This window comes from Pseudonocardia nematodicida (assembly GCF_040105385.1).
Lineage (GTDB): Bacteria > Actinomycetota > Actinomycetes > Mycobacteriales > Pseudonocardiaceae > Pseudonocardia > Pseudonocardia nematodicida.
Window position 1 is genome coordinate 251,854 of the sequence record NZ_JBEDNQ010000001.1, and the last position, 18,646, is coordinate 270,499.

Sequence of the window (18,646 nt, forward strand, 5' to 3'; positions counted from 1 at the left end):
ACCGGCGCGCCGCGATCAACGAGATCGTGGATGCCGCGGCGAGACGGGTGCGGACGGATGCAGAGCGATGAGCCGGAAGACGAGGTCGGTGCGGCCGGCACGTCCGTCGATGCCTCCCGCGGGCAGCGGCGCAACGGTGCCGCCACGATCTACGACGTCGCCGAGCGCGCCGGCGTCGCGCCGTCCACCGTCTCCCGGGCACTGAGCAAACCCGGAAGGATCAGCGCGGCGACGGAGGCGAAGATCCGCGCGGCCGCCGAGGAGCTCAACTTCCGCTTCAATCCGATGGCCCGCGCGCTGCACACCGGCCGCACCCAGACCATCGCGCTCGTCCTCGCCGACATCACCAACCCGGTCGTGTTCGGCATCATCCGCGGTGCGGAGAAGGCGGCGAGCGCAGAGGGCTACACGCTCATCATCGCCGAGTCGCAGGAGTCCGGGGACGTCGAGGCCGCCGCCGTCTCGCGCATCCTGCCGAGTGTCGACGGCCTGGTCCTCGCCACCAGCCGGCTCGCGTCGGACCGGATCCGCGACATCGCCGTCGAGAAGCCCGTGGTCCTGATCAACCGCGCGGTCGACGACGTCGCAGCCATCCTGCCGAACGTGTCGCAGGGTGTGACCGCGCTCCTCGATCACCTCGACGAACTCGGTCACCGCTCCCTCGCGTACCTCTCCGGCCCGCAGGTGTCGTGGATGAGCGAACGTCGCTGGGAGAACCTGCTCGAGGGGGCCGAGAGTCGTGGGATGGGGCTGGTCGAGATCGGCCCCAACGTGCCGACGATCGAGGGCGGGCGCGCCGCGCTCCGACGCGTCCTGGCGGCGCGGGTCACGGCCGCCGTCGCCTTCAACGACCTCATCGCGATCGGCCTCATGAAGGCCGCGGCGGAGAGCGACGTCGACGTACCGAACCGGCTGAGCGTCACCGGGTTCGACGACATCTTCGGCAGCGAGCTGGTGGTCCCGGCCCTGACGACCGTGCGCAGTGAGCTGGAGCTCGCCGGCCAGCGCGCCGTCGAGCATCTGCTCGCCGGACTGGCGGGCAGGACTCCGGAGGCCACGGATGCCTTGTCCGCCGAGCTCGTCATCCGCATGTCGACCGCTGCGCCCGCGGAGCCGGCCGTCGTCGGATGACGCCGTCGTCGGATGACGCCCTCGTCGTGGCGCGCCCACGCATCAGTACTCGGTGACGCCTGCGTCGGGAGCGATCTCGTGGGCGGTGATGTACTTCGATGCGTCGGAGGCGAGGAAGAGGACGGTCTCGGCGACGTCCTCGGGCTCGGTGCCCTCGACGGGCAGCAGGTTGGTGAACATCGCACCCAGCCGGGGGTAGCCCGCGATGGCCGCACCCAGCTTCGCCTGCATGTCGCCTGATCCCATGGGCGTGTTGACGCCGGTCGGGTGCACGGTGTTGACGCGGATGTGGTGGGCGCCGAGCTCGGCGGCGAACGCCTTGGCCATGCCGCGGACGGCGAACTTGCTGGTGGTGTAGGGGACCATGAACGGCTGGACCTTCAGCCCGGCGGCGGAGCTGATGATGACGATCGAGCCGCCCCCGGCGCGGACCAGGTGCGGCGCACCGGCCATGACGGTGTTCCAGACGCCGCGCACGTTGATGGAGACGGTGTCGTCGAAGATCGTCGGGGTGACCTGGTCCCAGGGCTCGGGGATGCAGATCCCGGCATTGGCGATCACGGTGTCGAGACGGCCGAGCTCGCCGACGGCGTCGTCGACGACGGAGGTCAGCTTCTCGAGGTCGCGTACGTCGAGCTGGGCCGCGACGATGCGGCGGTCCAGCTTCTCGATCTCGCGCACGGTCTGGTCGAGGTCTGCGGGGGTCGGGGAGTCGTAGGCGACGCCGGGCAGGGGTCCGGCCAGGTCGACGGCGATGATGTCGGCCCCCTCCTGCGCCAGCCTGACGGCGTGGGCTCGGCCCTGTCCTCGGGCGGCGCCCGTGATGAGGGCGACCTTCCCCGCTACACGTCCGGTCATGTCGGTTCCCCGCTCGTCGTCAGTGACAAGATCATCGGTTCATTCCCCGTGCCGGCCCGCCGCGGAGATGACGCTGAGGGCGCCCAGCCCTTCCAGCGCCAGCCCGTAGCCCAGGCCCTCCTCGACGAGCCTCTTGTACCGCTGGGTCAGCACCACCCGGGTGTAGCGGGCGACGACGGGGTCCAGCGCGGCGAGCCGGCGGGCGTGCTCCATGGCACGTTCCAGGAGCTGGTCGGAAGGCAGGACCTCGTTGACGACTCCCAGCCGCAGGGCCTCCTGCGCGTCGAGTGTCTGTCCGGTGAGGAGGAAGTAGCGGCCACGGTTGATGCCGAGCAGCTCCAGCCACACGATATGGACGCCGTCTCCGGGGACGGTCCCGTTGGGCACGTGCGGGGCGTCCTGGAACGTGGCCGTCGAGGACGCCAGCGTGATGTCGGACATGACCGCGAGTTCGGCGTGGATGGTGGCCGGGCCGTTCACGGCCGCGATGACCGGGACCTCGATGTCGAGCAGGCGGCGCAGCATCCGCTTGCCGTCGAAGTAGACGCCTTCGTCCCAGTCACCGGGGGTTCGGAGGTCCATGTCGTAGACCATCGTGTCGATGAAGGACTCCCCGGTACCGGTGAGGACCACAGCCCGGTTGTCCCGGTCGTCGCCGATGGCGGCGAAGCCATCGCACCAGTCGTGGTGGTGCTGGGCGGTGTAGGTGACCGCCGTGTCGGGGTCGGCGCCGTGCAGCCGGACCAGGAGGACCCCGTCGCTGTCTCGGCTCATCGCGATGGTGGGAAAGGCGTCGAAGTAGTCGGGGCGCTCGTCTGCCGTCATGGAAGGTGCCTCCAGTCGTGCCGGGTGCAGTCGACCATATTCATGCACTCGGTGCAAATACTACGCGACCGGCGGCTGGGTGAACTCCTCTCCACGCAGCGAGAGGCCGGCGACGGCGATCCTGACGGCGTGACCAGGGTCCGGCGCGTCTCCGGCGGCCCACCACAAGGCGGCCTCGTACACGGCGCCGGCGACCCCGCCGGCCACACACCGGCAGGTCAGCTCGTCGGGGACCCGGGTGCGCAGGAAGTCCAGCACGGCGGCACGGGATGCCGCGATGACGACGTAGCCCGCCGCGGCCGTGTCCGGATGGGTCGCCACCACCCGGAGTCGCGCCTGGGCGAGGGCGAGACCGTCCTCGCCCAGGTCCTCGAAGGCTCGGGCGAACGCGGAGGAGAGCACGGCGGCGAGGTCGGCGGAGCGGCCGTGCGGCTGCGCCAGGTGGTGGCGCAGCCGGTCGACATAGAACTCGTGGCCGGACCACAACAGGTCCGCCTTCGTGGGGAAGTGGTTGAACAGGCTGCGTCGGCTGATGCCCGCGGCGGTCGCGACGTCGCCCATGCTCACCGCCTCGTACCCGCGCTCGGCGAACAGGTCGACGGCGGCCCGGGCGACGCGGGTGGTGTCGACCTCGCGCGGGCGGCCCGGGGGACGGGGTGGCATGGCCCGATCATCCCCCGTGCGCGTGTCCCCCCGGGCGCGCCCTGGCGGAGCACGCGATCACAACAGCGAGAACCCGGCGTCGACCTTGATCTCCTCGCCGGTGACGTAGCGCGCCCTGTCCGACACGAGGAACATCACCGCCTCGGTGATGTCGGCGGGTTCGACGATGGGGACGTCGAGCAGGTTGCGGGACTGGGCGAGCCAGCTGTCGGGTCCGGCCTCGCCCGAGGCGGCCTCGGCGGCCAGTCTCTCCACGGTCGCGTTCAGGGTCATTCCGGATGTGACGCCGGTGGGGTGCACCATGTTGACCCGGATCCAGTGCCGGGCCAGGGCGAGGGCGTAGGTCTTCATGAGGCCGACCGCGCCGTGCTTGGCCGCCATGTAGGCCACCCGGCCGCCGGTGGCGCCGATCGGGCGCGTCGCCGCCGTGGAGCCGGTCATCACGATCGACCCACCATGTCCGCCGGCGACGAGGTGCGGGATCGACGCCTCGATCAGGTGGAAGTACCCGGTGATGTCGACGCCCAGGATGTCCGCCCAGACCTGCGCCTCCTCGGCGTAGGAGCCGGCCTCGGTGTACCGGGCGATGCCGGCCTGGGGGATGACGATGTCGAGCCGGCCCAGTTCGGCCACGCCCTCGTCGACGGCCACCTTCACGGCCGCCGCGTCCCGGACGTCGACCTCGCGCGCCACGACCCACCGGCCCATGCCCTCGATCTTGGCGGCGGTCTCGGCCAGGTCGGCCGATGTCGCATTGGGGTAGTCCATCGAGTCGATGTCACGGCAGAGGTCGAGGGCGATGATGTTGGCGCCCTCCTCGGCCAGGCGCAGGGCGTGTGACCTGCCCTGTCCGCGGGCGGCGCCGCTGATCACCGCGACCTTGTCCTCGTGAGCACCCATGACGTGTACCTCCAACGGTGGTGGGCGTCGTCGCCCTTTATGCACTCAGTGCACAAACTACGCACACGCGGGCTCGCGCGACAGGGGCTCATCGCTCGGGCCGGTGACTCGGGGGAGGCTCAGGACAGCGGGTGGACGGCTCCCATGGCGATGTCGAGGAGCTCCGCCACGGAACGCCGGGCGTCGCAGCCGGCCCGCTCGCGACGGGCGTACTCGAAGCACGCGACGGCCGCGGCGGCGAGTGCGCCCGCGCGTAGCCGCCGCTCGCCGGACGGTGCGGTGACGAGCCGTGGCGCGAGCGCGTCGGCGAGGAGTTCGTTCCACTGCGCCTGCGTGCGCAGGTGGCCGCCGTAGAGCCCCGGTGTGTCGTAGACGAGTCGCATCACGCGCAGTGACCGCTCGTCGCCGTCGAGCGTCTCGGTCATGTGGTCGAAGGAGCGGCGCAGCGCGAGCCAGGGTTGCTCGTGTGACGGACGGTCCCTGAGGCGGTCGGCGAGTCCGGTCCCGGCCTCGCCGACCATGTGGGTGAAGACGGCTTCCTTGTTCGTGAAGTAGCGGAAGAAGCTGCGGGGGGACAGGCCGGCTGCCGTGGCGATCTGGTCCACGGTGACGGCTTCGTACCCGTCCTCGAGGAAGAGGTCGACGGCGACCGCCATCACTTCCGTGCGCACCGCCTGTCGCTTGCGGTCTCGTAGGGGCGACGCGTCTCGTTCCACCGCGCGAGGGTAGCCGAGACCGTCAGATGTGACACACGATGCTGATTGTGGCAGATGCTGCCAGCTCTCGTTACCGTGGCCGGAGAGCGCTGCACGAGCTCTCCGAACGGACGACCGAAGGCGGACATGACTCCTGAAACGATCACCGTCGACTACCTGATCATCGGCGCGGGTGCCACCGGAATGGCCTTTGCGGACGCCCTGCTCGGCGAGAGCGGCCACACGATGGCCGTCGTGGACCGCCACCACGCCCCGGGCGGCCACTGGACGATGTCGTACCCGTTCGTCAGGCTGCACGGGCCGTCGAACGTCTACGGGGTCCACTCCCGGGCGATGCCCAGCGACTCCACCGGAGCGAGCCTCGCCTCGCGCAACGAGGTCCTCGACTACTACGACCGCATCATGCGTGACGTCCTGGTCGCCTCGGGCCGTGTCACCTACCTGCCGATGCACGACATCGCCGACGTGCACGCCGGCCGACCGGCGATCGCCCGGGCGCGATCGCTGGTCAACGGCGCCACGACCCGGATCGTCGTCAGGAAACGGGTCGTCGACGCCTCCTACGTCAACGTCACCGTGCCCGCGATGAAGCGCCCCGGCTACGACGTCGAGGACGGTGTACCGGTCGTTCCGGTCAACCAGCTCGTCGAGCTCGGCGGTGCGCCCGAGCGGTTCACCATCATCGGGGCCGGGAAGACCGGCCTGGACGCCTGTCTGTGGCTGCTGAACCAGGGCGTCGACCCCGACCGCATCAGGTGGATCGCCCCGCGCGACGCGTGGCTGGTCAACCGCAGCCACGAGGGCGCCGTGTCGCAGTTCCGGGAGCTGACGAGCCTGCACGGACACGACTCGGTCGGCGACGCGATCGCGGCACTGGAGGAGCTGGGCCTGGTCATCCGCCGCGACCCCGCGGTCACCCCCAGCGCCTTCCGCTGTGCGACGGTCAGCTCCACCGAGCTCGAGCAGCTACGACGGATCGAGAACGTGGTGCGGATGGGACGCGTGCGCCGCATCGACTCCGCCGGTGTCGTTCTCGAGGCCGGCACCGTCGCGACGCCACCCGGGACCGTCTACATCGACTGCTCCGCGGACGGCCTCACCCAGAAGCCACCCCGGCCCGTCTTCTCCGACGGGGCGATCACCGTGCAGACCCTGCTGCCGTGCCTCGTCGCACCCAGCGCCGCGGTCATCGCGAAGCTGGAGGCCCTCGATCTCGACGACACCACCCGCAATGCGCTGGCCCCTCCGGCGCCGAACCCGCGTGCCGCGCGCGATCTGCTGTCCTTCTACGGCACCCGGATGGAGCGCCTGCACCGGTGGTCCGGTACGCCCGCCCTCTTCGACTGGCTGTGCGGGTCACGCCTCTCGGCTGCGCTCTTCGACCTGCACGAGATGGCCGACCCGGACAATCGGGCCGCGGCGTCGGCGATCGCCGCGCATCTGGACGACGTCCTGAAGCGGGACGACGTCACCGTGTGACACGGCCGGGGAGCGGCCAGGAACGCGGAGCTCGGCGTGTCGCCAGGTGGACCAGCAGCCCGCCCCCGGCTCCGCACCGCCCGCCCGTGGGCCCGGCCCGACGGACCGCGAGGCCCGTCGGAGAGACTGTGGCCAGTACCCGCCCTCTCGACTTGGAGTCTTCGATGCCGCAGGGGACCGTCCGTTAGTTCGACGCCGACCGGGGGTTCGGCTTCCTCGCGCCCGAGGACGACTCGCCGGACGTGTTCGTGCACGCCTCCGAGATCGTCGGGGGCGGCGGCGCGGCCGTGCTCCGCGAGGGCCAGGTCGTCGAGTTCGAGGTCGGCGAGAACGACCGCGGGCCCCAGGCGCTGCGAGTGCGCGTCACGGCCGAGGCGGCCGACAGCGCCGTGGGTCTGCTCGGCACCGTCAACTGGTACGAGCCGGGCAAGGGGTACGGCTTCGCGTCGCCGGACGACGGCGGCGCCGACATCTTCGTGCACAGCTCCGCCATCGTGACCGGCGGCGTGGTCACCGAGGGGCAGCGGGTGGCCTTCCTGATCGTCGACGGCGAGCGCGGCCCGCAGGCCGGGCACGTGATCCCGCTGGGAGCGGGCGCCGGCGCACCCGCTGCGGACGGCCCGGACGGCGCCGACGGCACGGTGGCCTGGTACGACGAGGACAAGGGCTTCGGCTTCATCACCCCCGACTCCGGCGACGGGGACGTCTTCGTCCACGCCCGGGCCCTGGCCGAGGGGCTGACGTGGCTCGCCGAGGGCGACCGCGTCGCCTACGAGGTGGCCAGTGCACTCAAGGGCCCGCAGGCCCGCGACGCACCTGGTCCGCGAGCCCCGGCAGGCGCCGCGGCGGTCGGCGCCTGCCGCGGCCGCGGGGCCGGCGGCGCGGGACGTTCCCGTACGAGGAGGCGAGGGCGTCGTCGCGCGCTACGACGGCGACCGCGGCTTCGGCTTCATCACCCCGGACGCAGGCGGCGAGGATCTCTTCGCCCACGTGTCCGTGATCATGGGGTCGGAGCCGCTGCAGAAGGGTGACCGGGTCCGGTTCGCGGTGCGTCAGAGCGACCGGGGTCCGCAGGCCGACCGCATCGAACGTATCTGACGAGTTCGAGCCCAGGTTCGAGGCCGGCGGGGCGTTCCTGCCCGACTCCGGCTTCGCCGCTCGTCGCCGATATGCGACCGGTGGTCGCTCATTACTAGAGGGGAACGTGTGTTCGACTAGAATCGGACACATGACCCCCGCCTGGCAGGCCACCGACGACGAGCTTCTCGTCGGTATCGAGGCCGCCCAGGGTGAGATCAACGAGACGTTCGCGCAGCTGGTCGAGCTGATCGGGGAGGCGCGTTCGCGCGGGCTGGCCGAGGCCAAGGGCTATCGGGATCTGCCGGATCTGGTGCGGTCGGTGCAGAACGTGTCCCGCTCCACCGCCCGGTCGCGGGTGAAGGCGGCCGAACAGCTGGCCCCGCGCCGGCAGGTGAGCGGGGAGGCGTTGGAGCCGGATCTGCCAGTGCTGGCCGCCGCGGTCGCCGAGGGCGCGCTGACCCCGGAGCACGTGCGCGAGATCCAGGCCGTGCTGGCCGCGCTGCCCCCGCACCTCGACGAGCGCCGGGCCCCGCTGGAGGCCGACCTGACCGGGCACGCCCGGTGCCTGGACCCCGATGCGGTGCGCCGCCTGGGCCGCCACGCCCTGGCGCTGCTCGACCCCGACGGCGCCCGGCCGCGCGAACCCAAGCCGACCCGCAACAAGTTGACCCTGCGCTCACTGGGGGAGGGGTTCGAGGCGCGCGGCTTCTTCGACCGCGAGTCCGCCGCGATCATCCGCAGCGCACTGTCGCCGCTGACCGCGCCGTGCCCGACCGTCCCTGTTCAGGACGACTGCTGCGCCGACGGGGAGCACGCCGGGCACGAGCCGGGCGAGCGCGATCCGCGCTCGGCAGCCGAACGCACCGCCGACGGGCTGGTCGAGCTGGCCCGCCGGATGCTCGCCACCGGCGCGCTGGGTGTGGAGGCCGGTCAGGCGGTGCAGGTGACGGTCACCGTGCCCCTGGAGACCCTCGTGACGCGCGAGGGTGGGGCGCTGATCGGGTTCGGGGACGGGACGTTGCGGGCGGCGATCGATGCCGAGGCGGCGTTGCGGCTGGCCTGTGATGCGCGGATGGTGCCGATCGTGCTCGCCTCGACCGGGGAGCCGTTGTTCGTGGGCCGGGAGAAGCGGTGCGCGAACCGGGCCCAGCGTCGGGCGCTGGCCCAGCGCGACGGCGGGTGCGCGTTCCCCGGTTGCGATGCCCCGCCGCAGTGGTGTGTCGCCCATCATGTGCGGCACTGGGCCCACGGCGGCTGCACCGACCTCGACAACCTGGTGCTGCTGTGCTCCCAGCACCACACGCTGATCCACAAGGGGGACTGGGTGATCACGATGGAGGGCGGGTTCCCGCTGTTCCATCCCCCGCCCTGGGTGCCGGGCGGGCCGCGGCGCAACATGCTGCAGCGCCCGGACCTGGTCGGGCGGATCCCGGCACAACGACCACCACCACGGGTCGCCACCCAGCTCGTGGGGTGACGCCGGCTCAGCCCGTCGGCGTCAGGGCCAGCAGGAACTCGACCTCGCCCGTGTCGTCCACCGTCACGACGTCACCGAAGGCGGGCGGCTCGATGCCGACGTCGGTGAACGTCAGCGGGATCGCACCGGAGACCTGGATGTCCGCGCCGTCGCGCACCGCGGTGAGCGGGAACTCGACCTCGCGGGTCACGTCCTTCACCGTGAGCGTGCCGGCCGCGGTGACCTCGGCCGGGGTGCCGTCGGCGAACTCCGGACCCAGCTCCAGCGGACCGGTCAGGGTGAACTCCGACGTCGGGTGGGTCTCGGTCTCCATGAGGCGGCCGAGGAAGTACTCGTCGCGGCGGCCGTCGTCACTGGTCACGGTGCCCATCTGGACCGTGACGTCGCCGGAGGTGACCTGGGTGCCGGACATCTCGACGGTGCCGGAGACGTCGGAGGTGCGGCCGACCGCGTCGACGCGCTGGCCGAACAGCAGCTCGCCGACCCGGTAGCCGGCCTCCGATCCCGGCCCGGCGGTGTACGCGCCCGCCAGCTCCTCGACCGCCGCGCCGGATCCCGCGCCCACCGCCAGCGGTGCGGCCGCCTCCGGTGCGATCCAGCGGGCGTAGACGAACGGGGCCGCGACGACCAGGACCGCCAGCAGCACCCCCGCGCCGACTAGGTACCACACCTTCCGCGTCATCTGGCTCCTCGGTGGTCGATTCGTCCGATTGGACCGGACGGTAGCCGGGGAGCTGTGAGGTCGGTGCGTGGTCCGCCGCTCACCGCACGATGGCGGCGTCGCCGACCCCGCCACGAGCGAGATCCTCGCGGGTCGGGAGCCCTTCCCAGTCACCGGGCTCGCGGCACACCGCACCGCCGCACGCGTTGCCGAGCGCGATCTGCTCCGCAGCCGAGAGCCCGTCGAGGCGGGCGGCGAGCAGCCCCGCGGCGAACGCGTCCCCGGCCCCGACCGGGTCGACGACCTCCACCGGGCGGGTCGGCAAGTGCAGCGGTCCGCCCTCCCCGTCCGCGACCGCGCCCAGCTCGCCGAGCTTCACCACGACCGTCGGCGGGCCGAGGCCGGCCAGCCCGGCCGCGAGCTCGGTACCCCGCTCGACGGTCTCCGCGCCGTCCGCCCGGCCGAGCAGCATCGCGGCCTCTTCCGCGCCGGCGAGCAGCACACCGACGTCGGGCAACAGGCCGGCCAGCACCTCGCGGGCCCGCTCGTCGGTCCACAGTGCACGCCGGTGGTTGACGTCGAGCGTCACCTCGACGCCGGCCCGCCGGGCGATCGTGATCGCCCGGCGCACCACCTCGAGCGGCCCCGGGCCGAGTGCGGGCGTGATGCCGGTCAGGTGCAGCACCCTCGCCCCGGCGATCCGGTCGGCGACCCCGTCGAGGTCGTCGGGCCGCCACCGGGCGGCGGCGCTGGTGGAGCGGTAGTAGCGCACCCGCCGCGGACGCCCGCCGCGCATCTCCTTGAGCATGACGCCGGTGGGGGCCTCCGGGTCGCGGTCGGCCAGCACCCGCACCCCCTCGGCGCGGATCTCGCGCAGCACGGCCGTGCCGAGGTCGTCGTCGCCCACCCGGCCGATCCAGGTGGCGTCACAGCCCAGCCGGGCCAGCCCGATCGCCGTGTTCGACTCGGCGCCGCCGATCCCGACCCGCAACGACGAACCGGCCACCAGCCGGCCGTCCGGGGTCAGCAGCGCCATCGTCTCGCCGAGCGTGACGACCCCGGCCCCGTCGTGTGTCATCCCCACTGGCGGTCGTAGCTCCAGTCGTCGTCCCACATGCTCGTGTCTGCGAAGTATGAGGGGTCGCGCGGGTCCAGGGCGGCCCGGAACGCGTCTTCGTCGATGTCACCGAAGCCGAGCCCGGGCGCCTCCGGCACGGCGATGTAGCCGTCCTGAATGATCGGGTTCGGGAGGCCGGTGACCAGGTTGGACCATTCCGGCACGTCGGCAGCGTGGTGCTCCAGGGCGTAGAAGGTCTCCGAGGCCGCGCCGATCGCGACGCAGGCCATCGTGGCGATCGGGGTGGCCGCCAGGTGCAACGCCGTCGGGACGCCGTAGGTCTGGGCCAGGTCGGCGATCCGCTTGGTCTCCAGGATGCCGCCCGCGCTCGCGGGGTCCGGGTGGGCGACGCGGATCGCCTGCCGGTCCAGCAGCGGCTTGAAGTTCTCGGCGAGGTAGATGTCCTCCCCGGTGCAGGTCGGGACCGCGACCGCGTCGGTGATCTGGCGCCACTGCTCGGTGAACTGCCACGGGATCAGGTCCTCGAGCCACTCCAGACCGAACGGCTCCAGGGCGCGGCCGAGCCGGATGGCCGACTCGACGTCCATGTAGCCGAAGTGGTCGGCCGCGACCGGCATCTCGTCGCCGATGATCTCGCGCACCCGCGCGACGTAGTCGACCAGGTGCTCAATGCCCTTCTGTGTGATGTGGACTCCGGTGAAGGGGTGCATCGTGTACGGCCGGTCCTTGGGCTTGCGGGCGCGCTCGTGCTCGCTCGCGATGACCGCGCCCGGCACGTCCCACAGCAGCGACAGGCCCACGTCCATCTTGAGCATCCGGAAGCCGCGCTCCATGCGCTCGAGCAGGACCTTGCCCATCTCGTCGGGGTCCTTGCGGGCCGGGGTGTCGGCGTAGACGAGGACCCGGTCGCGGTACTTGCCGCCGGCGAGCATGTAGGCGGGGACGTCGTAGGCCTTTCCGGCCAGGTCCATCAGGGCCATCTCGACGCCCGAGACTCCGCCGCCCTGCCGGCCGTGCCCGCCGAACTGGCGGATCGTGCGGAAGACCTTCTCGACGTTGCAGGGGTTCTCCCCGACCAGGCGGGACTTGAGCATGAGGGCGAAGTGCGCGCTCGCCTGGTCGCGCACCTCACCCCAGCCGGTGATCCCCTGGTTGGTGTCCAGGCGGATGATCGTGTGCTTCATCGGCACGCCGTCCAGCTTGGCGATGCGCATGTCGGTGATGCGCAGGTCGCTGGAGCGGGTCCCGGTGTTGATCCGGTCCTCGAGTCCGACCTCGGTCATGGGGGTCCTCCCGTGTGGTCGCGGTGTCGCGGTGTCGTGTCGGGTGCCGGTGCGGTCACCGGTGGGTGAGCCGCCAGGTGTCGAAGTCGGCCTGGATCTCGGCGTCCCAGGTCCCGATGTCGATCTGGGCACTGGTGTAGACGCGTTCGGCCAGCCGGGACTTGCCGAACGCGTCGCGCAGGCGGGTGTCCTCGCTGTGCTGCGCCACGGTCTCGGCCAGGTGGGGCGGCACGAAGATGACGCCGGTCGGGGTGCCGATGACGATGTCGCCGGGCAGCACCGTCACACCGCCGACGCGCACCGGCACGTTCAGCCCGGCCATCGTCACGTCGGCGATGCCGGTCGGGTGCGCGCCGCGATGGAACACGTTCGTCGACTCCAGCTCCGCGATGCCGGTCTCGTCGCGGATGCCGCCGTCGATCACGGCGCCGCCGCCGGCGGTGCGGCTGGCCACCGCGGTCGCCAGGTTGTCCCCGATGAACGTGCCGTGTTCGATCTTGCCGAACATGTCCACGACCATGACGTCACCGGAGACCAGGGCCTCGACGGCCCACCAGTTCTGCTTGACGATCCCGTCCGCGGCCCAGCCGCGTGCCCGCGCGAACTCCAGCACGACGGCGTCGAAGTCGGGCCGGTGCGGGACGTACTGGGCGGTGACCGCGCGCCCGATCAGGTGCTGGCCCGGCCGGGTCTGGCACCAGTCGCCGACGAACTGGCGCACGTAGCCGGCGTGCTTCATCGGCTTCCAGGCCTGCTCGGTCGAGATGCCGCGGAGCCGGTCGATCACGGAGTCGCTGACGAGCGGGCGACCGTTCTCGTCGCGGTCGCCGGTCCACTCGGGTGTCAACGCCTCGAGACCGCCGCGGTCGAGCTGGATCTGCATCGTTGTCCTCATCCTCCGTCGTGCCTGGTGGTGCCGGCGGGCTGCCGGTCCGGGGCCGGTCCCGGCTCCCGGGCGAGGGGGTCGTCCCAGCCGCCCGTCGCGATCTCCCCGGCCCGGGGGTGGCCGGAGGCCGGGTCGTACATGTGGCAGGCGACCTGCCGGGCCCCGATCGGGATCGGGACCGGGGCGCGGGTGCGGCAGACGTCCTGGACGAAGGCGCAGCGGGCGGCGAACGGGCATCCCGCGCCGGCCGCGCCCCCGGCGGCGGTGCCGCCCGGGCTCCGGACCCGGGACGCCAGGCGCCGGGCGCGCCGCTCCCGCTGCCCGCGCGGGTCGGGGATCGGGATCGCGTCGAGCAGGGTCCGCGTGTAGGGGTGGTAGGGCCGGTCGACGATCTCCGCGGTCGGGCCGCGTTCCATCACCCGGCCCTTGTAGAGCACCACGACCCGCCGCGACACGTTGCGCACCACGGCGATGTCGTGCGACACGAACAGGTAGGCGACGCCCAGCTCGCGCTGCAGGCGCCGCAGCAGCGACAGGATCGAGGCCTGCGTCGAGACGTCCAGGGCGCTGACCGACTCGTCGCAGACGATGAGCCGGGCGTCGATCGACAGGGCCCGCGCGATCGCGATCCGCTGCCGCTGCCCGCCGGAGAACGCGCCGGGGTAGCGCGAGGCCGCGTCGCGCGGAAGCGAGACCCGCTCGAGCAGGTCGCCGGCGATCTCCGCCGCCTCGCCGCGCGAGATCCGCCGCACCACCCGGATCGGTTCCTGCAACAGGTCCCCGACCTTCATCGAGGGGTTGAGCGAGCTCAGCGGGTCCTGGAACACCACCTGCAGATCCCGGGCCAGCCGGGCCCGCTGACGCCCGCGCAACCCGGCGATCTCCTGGCCGTCGAACCGGATCGAGCCCGACGCCGGGGGTGTGAGGCCGAGGACCGCGCGCCCGATCGTCGACTTGCCCGAGCCGGACTCGCCGACCAGCCCGACGGTCTCGCCGGCGTGCACGTCGAGGTCGACGCCGTGCACGGCGCGCAGCGTCTCGCGCCGGGACAGGCGGTACTCGACCGAGAGGTCGCGGATGTCGAGCAGGGGTTCGGGGCCGGTCGTCACGAGCTCACCTCCACAGGTGCGGGGGCCGGCTGCCGTCGGGGCCGCACGTCTCCCCGTTCGTCGAACAGTTCCTCGGAGCGCACGCACCGGTGCACCCGGTCCGGACCGGCCGGGCGCAGGACCGCGGGCCCGGACCGGCAGGTGTCGGTGGCGAACGAGCACCGGCCTGCGAACCGGCAGTGCTCCGGCCACCGGCCGGGTGGCGGGACGACGCCGCGGATGCCGACCGGGTCGTGGTCGTCGTCGACCTGCGGGGTCGCGGCGAGCAGCGCGCCGGAGTACGGGTGGCGCGGCGAGTCGAACAGGTCCTCGACCGGGGCCTGCTCGACGACCTCACCGGCGTACATCACGACGGTGCGCGTGCAGATGTCGGCGACGACACCGAGGTCGTGGGTGATGAACAGCAACGCCATCCCGAGGTCGGCCTGCAGCCTGCGCAGCAGCTCGAGGATCTCGGCCTGGACCGTGACGTCCAGGGCGGTGGTCGGCTCGTCGGCGATCAGCAACCGGGGCTCCCCGGCCAGCGCGATCGCGATCGAGACCCGCTGGGCCATCCCGCCGGAGAGCTGGTGCGGGTAGGACCGCAGGACCGCCTCGATCCGCGGGATCCCGACCAGCTCCAGCAGTTCGGCCGCCCGGGTCCGGGCACCCGCCCGGTCGTACCCGTGGCCGCGCAGGACCTCGTCCATCAGGCTCCCGACGGTGAACACGGGGTCGAGGGCGACCATGGGTTCTTGGGAGATCAGCGCGACCTCGCGTCCACGCCGCCCGGCGAACGAGCCGTCGTGGGTGGACACCCGCCGTCCGTCGATCTCGATGTACCCGCTCACCACGCCCGGCGAGGGGACCAGGCCCAGCAGGCTGAGCCCGGTCATGGTCTTCCCGCAGCCCGACTCGCCGACCAGACCGACCGTCTCGCCGGCACCGATGTGCAGGTCGACGCCCGAGACGACGTCGACGAAGCCGTCGTCGTGCGGGAACGACACCCGCAGGTCCCGCACCCGCAGCACGGCGCCCGCTGACCCGTCGTCGACGGTCGGTTCCGCGACCTCGCGGGCGGCCAGGGCATCGGCCGCGCGGCGCTGCCGTCGCGAGGGCTGCGTCGCCCCGCCGCGGCCCTGGCGGGCCGCGTACATCTCGTCGCGTAGGTAGTCGCCGAGCAGGTTCAGCGCCAGGACGGTCAGCACGATCATCAGCCCGGACGGGACGAGCAGCCACGGCTGCAGGCTGATCGAGGTCGCCGCCTCGGAGATCATGCCGCCCCAGCTCGGGTACGGCGGCGGGGCGCCGAGACCGAGGAACCCGAGTCCGGCCTGCACCACGACCGCGGTGCCGAGGGCGGCCGAGCCCTGGATGAACACCGGGCCGACGGCGTTGGGCAGGATGTGGCGGCCCAGGATCCGGGCGCCGGAGAGCCCGGACACCCGGGCCGCGTCGACGTAGAGCTCCTCGCGGACCGACACGGTCAGTGAGCGGACGAGGCGGATGAAGGTCGCCGACATCAGGACGCCGAGCACCGTCATCGCGGCCCAGATGTCGTTGCCCAGGACCGTGGCCACCGCCAGCAGCACGAGGATCGTGGGCAGCGTGATCAGGATGTCCTGGACCCAGCTGGTGACGGTGTCGACCGCCCCGCCGACGTAGCCGGCGAGCAGCCCGAGCGCGGTACCGAGCACGACCGCGATCACCACCGCCAGCCACGCGCTGAGCAGCGTCTCCCAGCCACCGAAGAGCAGCCGGTCCAACACGTCGCGGCCGAGCTGGTCGGTGCCCAGCGGGTGCGCGGCGCTCGGGCCGGCCAGGGCGTTGCCGAGGTCCTGCTCCAGCGGGTTCCCGAGCGAGAAGAGCCGGGCCACGCTGCTGGCCACGAAGACCAGCCCGATCCAGATCAGGCAGGCGAGGATCCCGGGGCGGCGCAGCAACCAGGCGATGCCGCCTCCGGTGCGCCGCGGTGGTCCCGCGCCGGGGGCCCCGCCCGGGGGCGCGGCCGCGGTGACGTCGGTGCTCATAGCCTCACCTTCGGGTTGACCGCGGCGTTCATCAGGTCCACCGCCAGGTTGATCACGACGACCGCCGCGGCGGTCAGGACGAGGATCCCGAGCACCACCGGCACGTCGCCGCGGGCGAGTGCGGTGAGGGTGTGCTGGCCCAGGCCGGGCACGGCGAAGACCTGCTCGACGATGATCGAACCTCCGGACAGGGCCACGAACTGGATGCCGAACGTGGTCAGCACCGGTGTGGCGGCGTTCTTGAGCACGTGCTTGTAGACCACGGACCGCTCGTCGACGCCGGCCGCGCGCAGCGTCCGCACGTAGTCCCGGCCGAGGTTCTCCAGCATCGCCGAGCGCGTCTGCCGGGCGATGACCGAGATGGACACGGTGGCGACGGCCGCCACCGGCAGCACGAGGTGGCGCAGCCACTCGCCCGGCGAGGCGGACAGGTCGACGTAGCCGGTCGCCGGGAACCAGCCCATCGACAGCGCGAAGAAGAGCACCAGGACCAGAGCCAGCCAGAAGTTCGGGACCGCCATGGCCACCACGGTCGCCCCGACCAGACCCCGGTCGGCCAGCCCGCCACGGGTGGCGGCCAGGGCCCCGATCGGGACGCCGATCACCAGGGCGACGACCAGCGACAGCACCACCATGGACAGCGTGATCGGCGCGGTCTGGACGATCCCGGTCAGGACCGACTGGCCGTTGTGCCAGGAGACCCCGAAGTCCCCGGTGAGGACCGCGGTCACCCACTCCCAGTACCGCTCGGTGAGTGGGCGGTCCAGTCCCAGGTCCGCCCGGATCGCCGCGATCGCCTCCGGCGAGGCCTCCTCTCCCGCCCGCCGCTCGGCGATGTCGTTCGGCAGCGCGTTGAGCAGGACGAACACCAGCGAGGCGAGCCCGAACAGCATCGGGACGGAGTACGCGAGCCGCCGGAGGGCGTACCGGATCACGTGACGTCCGTGCGCCGCAGACCGTCCAGGATGTACGGCCCGCCGTGGCCCGGCAGGACGTGGACGCCCTCGACGACCTCGGTGTCGTAGTAGGTGAGCGAGTCGACATAGCCGACCTGGATGCTGTAGGCGCCCTCGACGGAGATCCGGGAGATGTCGCGCATCAGCTGGTCCTGCTCGTCGCCCTGGGCCACCAGCATCGCCTCGTAGAGGTCCCGGATCTCGGGGACCTCGTAGCCGCGCTGGTTGGAGGCCTTGACCGGGCCCAGGTAGAGCAGCTCGGGGGTCGCGTAGCCGTCGGACAGGCCGCGCGCCGCGGCGGCTGCCGCGTAGGCGCCGATGTCGGTGTTCGCCGTCTCGCCGGGCGGGCGCACGACCAGGTCCATCGTGATACCGACCTGGGCCAGGTAGCCGGACACGGCCTCGGCCATCGGCTGGTCCTTGGCGAGGGTGACGGCCTGGAAGGAGAAGCCGTCGGCCTGGCCCGCCTCGGCGAGCAGGCTCCGCGCCCGGTCGGGGTCGTAGGGCCAGAAGTCCAGCAGGGACTCGTCGTAGCCCGGTCCGCTGCCCGGCGTGGCGGTCAGGACGCTGGGCAGGCCGCGGCCCTGGAACGTCGTGTCGATGATCGCCTGCCGGTCGACGGCCATCTGCATCGCCTGGCGGACCCGGACGTCGGCCAGCGGCGGGAACTCCTCGCCGGCGAGGTCGAAGAGCTGGATGCCGTTCGCGTTGTGCGGCTGGCTGTGGATCCCCAGGTCGGTGCCCTCGGCGGCGGCCACGTTGGACGCGTCGCCGTAGCCGACGTCGGCCTGGCCGGAGACAAGCGCGTTGTACATGGCGTTGGCGTCGGTGTAGATCCGCAGCTCGAGGGTCTCGAACTCGAACGCCTCGGCGTTCCAGTAGTCCGGGTTCCTCGTGTAGGTGTAGACGCTGTCCAGAGTGGTCCGGCCCTCGTCGAGGACGTACGGGCCGGCCCCGACCGGGTTGATGCCCAGGTCACCGGCCTCGATCGCACGTGGGCTGGGTACCGATCCCGCATGGCCGACGAGGGAGTGCAGGAGCGTGGGGTCCGGCGCGCTCAGGTCGAGCCGGACCGTGGTCGGGTCCTCGACCACGACCTCCTCCACCGCGTCCAGCCGGCCGTAGGGCGCGTCGGGCGCGTCCCGGAAGTACTCGAAGTAGGTCTTGACCGCCTCGGCGTCGAAGGCCTCGCCGTCGGTGAAGGTGATGCCGTCGCGGAGCTGCAGGACCAGCGTGGTGGGGTCGGTCCACTCCCACGACTCGGCCATGCCGGGCGCCAGCTCCTGGTCCTCGCCCCGCTCCAGCAGCGAGCCGTAGAGCGCGTCGATGTGCGCGCTGCCCTGGGCGCCGGCGATGGCGTAGACGGGGTCGAAGGTCTCGGTGGCGAAGGAGTAGCCGATCGACAGGGTGTCGCTCGGCGCACCGCCGCCACCACCGCAGGCGGCGACGGTGAGCGCCGTCGCCAGGGTGATCGCGATCCGACGGGAACCCGTGCGGCGCCGTGAGGGACGGTCGGGACTGTTCACGATGTGTCT

At 72.2% G+C, this 18,646-nt stretch carries 16 protein-coding genes and 1 pseudogene; 4 read left to right on the plus strand and 13 right to left on the minus strand.

Annotated elements, in window-relative coordinates; all coding sequences use genetic code 11:
- Positions 1 to 57: 57 nt before the first annotated feature.
- Positions 58 to 1,131: a LacI family DNA-binding transcriptional regulator gene (locus WIS52_RS01170; RefSeq protein ID WP_349296157.1), complete on the plus strand. Its 1,074-nt coding sequence runs from the start codon at positions 58 to 60 to the stop codon at positions 1,129 to 1,131.
- Between the two features lie 42 nt (positions 1,132 to 1,173).
- Here WIS52_RS01170 and WIS52_RS01175 read toward each other — a convergent pair whose 3' ends face one another.
- The 5 genes from WIS52_RS01175 to WIS52_RS01195 form a co-directional block, all read right to left on the minus strand.
- Positions 1,174 to 1,989: a mycofactocin-coupled SDR family oxidoreductase gene (locus WIS52_RS01175; RefSeq protein WP_349296158.1), complete on the minus strand. Its 816-nt coding sequence runs from the start codon at positions 1,987 to 1,989 to the stop codon at positions 1,174 to 1,176.
- 39 nt (positions 1,990 to 2,028) lie between these two features.
- Positions 2,029 to 2,814, minus strand: coding sequence for an enoyl-CoA hydratase/isomerase family protein (locus WIS52_RS01180; protein ID WP_349296159.1), 786 nt, complete (start codon positions 2,812 to 2,814; stop codon positions 2,029 to 2,031).
- Positions 2,815 to 2,874: 60 nt separating this feature from the next.
- Positions 2,875 to 3,477 (minus strand): TetR/AcrR family transcriptional regulator, encoded by a 603-nt coding sequence (locus WIS52_RS01185; RefSeq protein ID WP_349296160.1) that lies wholly within the window; start codon positions 3,475 to 3,477, stop codon positions 2,875 to 2,877.
- Positions 3,478 to 3,534: 57 nt separating this feature from the next.
- Positions 3,535 to 4,377 carry a mycofactocin-coupled SDR family oxidoreductase gene (locus tag WIS52_RS01190; protein WP_349296161.1) on the minus strand — a complete coding sequence of 281 codons (843 nt, stop codon included), beginning with the start codon at positions 4,375 to 4,377 and terminating at the stop codon, positions 3,535 to 3,537.
- A gap of 119 nt (positions 4,378 to 4,496) precedes the next feature.
- Positions 4,497 to 5,093 carry a TetR/AcrR family transcriptional regulator gene (locus tag WIS52_RS01195; protein ID WP_349296162.1) on the minus strand — a complete coding sequence of 199 codons (597 nt, stop codon included), beginning with the start codon at positions 5,091 to 5,093 and terminating at the stop codon, positions 4,497 to 4,499.
- Positions 5,094 to 5,219: 126 nt separating this feature from the next.
- On the opposite strand from WIS52_RS01195, the gene WIS52_RS01200 reads away from it, so the two are divergent.
- From WIS52_RS01200 to WIS52_RS01215, 3 genes and pseudogenes are all read left to right on the plus strand, one after another.
- A complete protein-coding gene (locus WIS52_RS01200) occupies positions 5,220 to 6,572 on the plus strand; it encodes an NAD(P)-binding protein (protein ID WP_349296163.1) in 1,353 nt (450 codons plus the stop codon).
- Positions 6,573 to 6,736: 164 nt separating this feature from the next.
- Positions 6,737 to 7,670: pseudogene (locus WIS52_RS31635) on the plus strand (cold-shock protein).
- Positions 7,671 to 7,800: 130 nt separating this feature from the next.
- On the plus strand, positions 7,801 to 9,129 hold the full coding sequence (locus tag WIS52_RS01215; RefSeq protein ID WP_349296164.1) for an HNH endonuclease signature motif containing protein: 1,329 nt from the start codon (positions 7,801 to 7,803) through the stop codon (positions 9,127 to 9,129).
- Between the two features lie 7 nt (positions 9,130 to 9,136).
- Here WIS52_RS01215 and WIS52_RS01220 read toward each other — a convergent pair whose 3' ends face one another.
- The 8 genes from WIS52_RS01220 to WIS52_RS01255 form a co-directional block, all read right to left on the minus strand.
- Positions 9,137 to 9,811: a YceI family protein gene (locus WIS52_RS01220; RefSeq protein ID WP_349296165.1), complete on the minus strand. Its 675-nt coding sequence runs from the start codon at positions 9,809 to 9,811 to the stop codon at positions 9,137 to 9,139.
- 79 nt (positions 9,812 to 9,890) lie between these two features.
- On the minus strand, positions 9,891 to 10,868 hold the full coding sequence (locus WIS52_RS01225) for a sugar kinase (protein WP_349296166.1): 978 nt from the start codon (positions 10,866 to 10,868) through the stop codon (positions 9,891 to 9,893).
- Complete coding sequence (locus tag WIS52_RS01230) at positions 10,865 to 12,151, minus strand: mandelate racemase/muconate lactonizing enzyme family protein (RefSeq protein WP_349296167.1); 1,287 nt, start codon at positions 12,149 to 12,151, stop codon at positions 10,865 to 10,867. Before WIS52_RS01230 ends, WIS52_RS01225 begins: the two co-directional genes overlap by 4 nt.
- A 55-nt stretch (positions 12,152 to 12,206) precedes the next feature.
- The gene (locus WIS52_RS01235) at positions 12,207 to 13,034 is read right to left on the minus strand and encodes an RraA family protein (protein ID WP_349296168.1); all 828 of its coding nucleotides are present in this window, start codon (positions 13,032 to 13,034) and stop codon (positions 12,207 to 12,209) included.
- Between the two features lie 8 nt (positions 13,035 to 13,042).
- Entirely contained in the window at positions 13,043 to 14,146 is a 1,104-nt protein-coding gene (locus WIS52_RS01240) for an oligopeptide/dipeptide ABC transporter ATP-binding protein (protein WP_349296169.1), read from the minus strand.
- Positions 14,143 to 16,155 (minus strand): dipeptide/oligopeptide/nickel ABC transporter permease/ATP-binding protein, encoded by a 2,013-nt coding sequence (locus WIS52_RS01245; RefSeq protein WP_349296170.1) that lies wholly within the window; start codon positions 16,153 to 16,155, stop codon positions 14,143 to 14,145. Before WIS52_RS01245 ends, WIS52_RS01240 begins: the two co-directional genes overlap by 4 nt.
- Positions 16,152 to 17,090: an ABC transporter permease gene (locus tag WIS52_RS01250; RefSeq protein WP_349296171.1), complete on the minus strand. Its 939-nt coding sequence runs from the start codon at positions 17,088 to 17,090 to the stop codon at positions 16,152 to 16,154. Before WIS52_RS01250 ends, WIS52_RS01245 begins: the two co-directional genes overlap by 4 nt.
- A complete protein-coding gene (locus WIS52_RS01255) occupies positions 17,087 to 18,637 on the minus strand; it encodes an ABC transporter substrate-binding protein (protein WP_349296172.1) in 1,551 nt (516 codons plus the stop codon). The genes WIS52_RS01250 and WIS52_RS01255 overlap by 4 nt, the downstream gene beginning before the upstream one ends.
- Between the last annotated feature and the right edge of the window lie 9 nt (positions 18,638 to 18,646).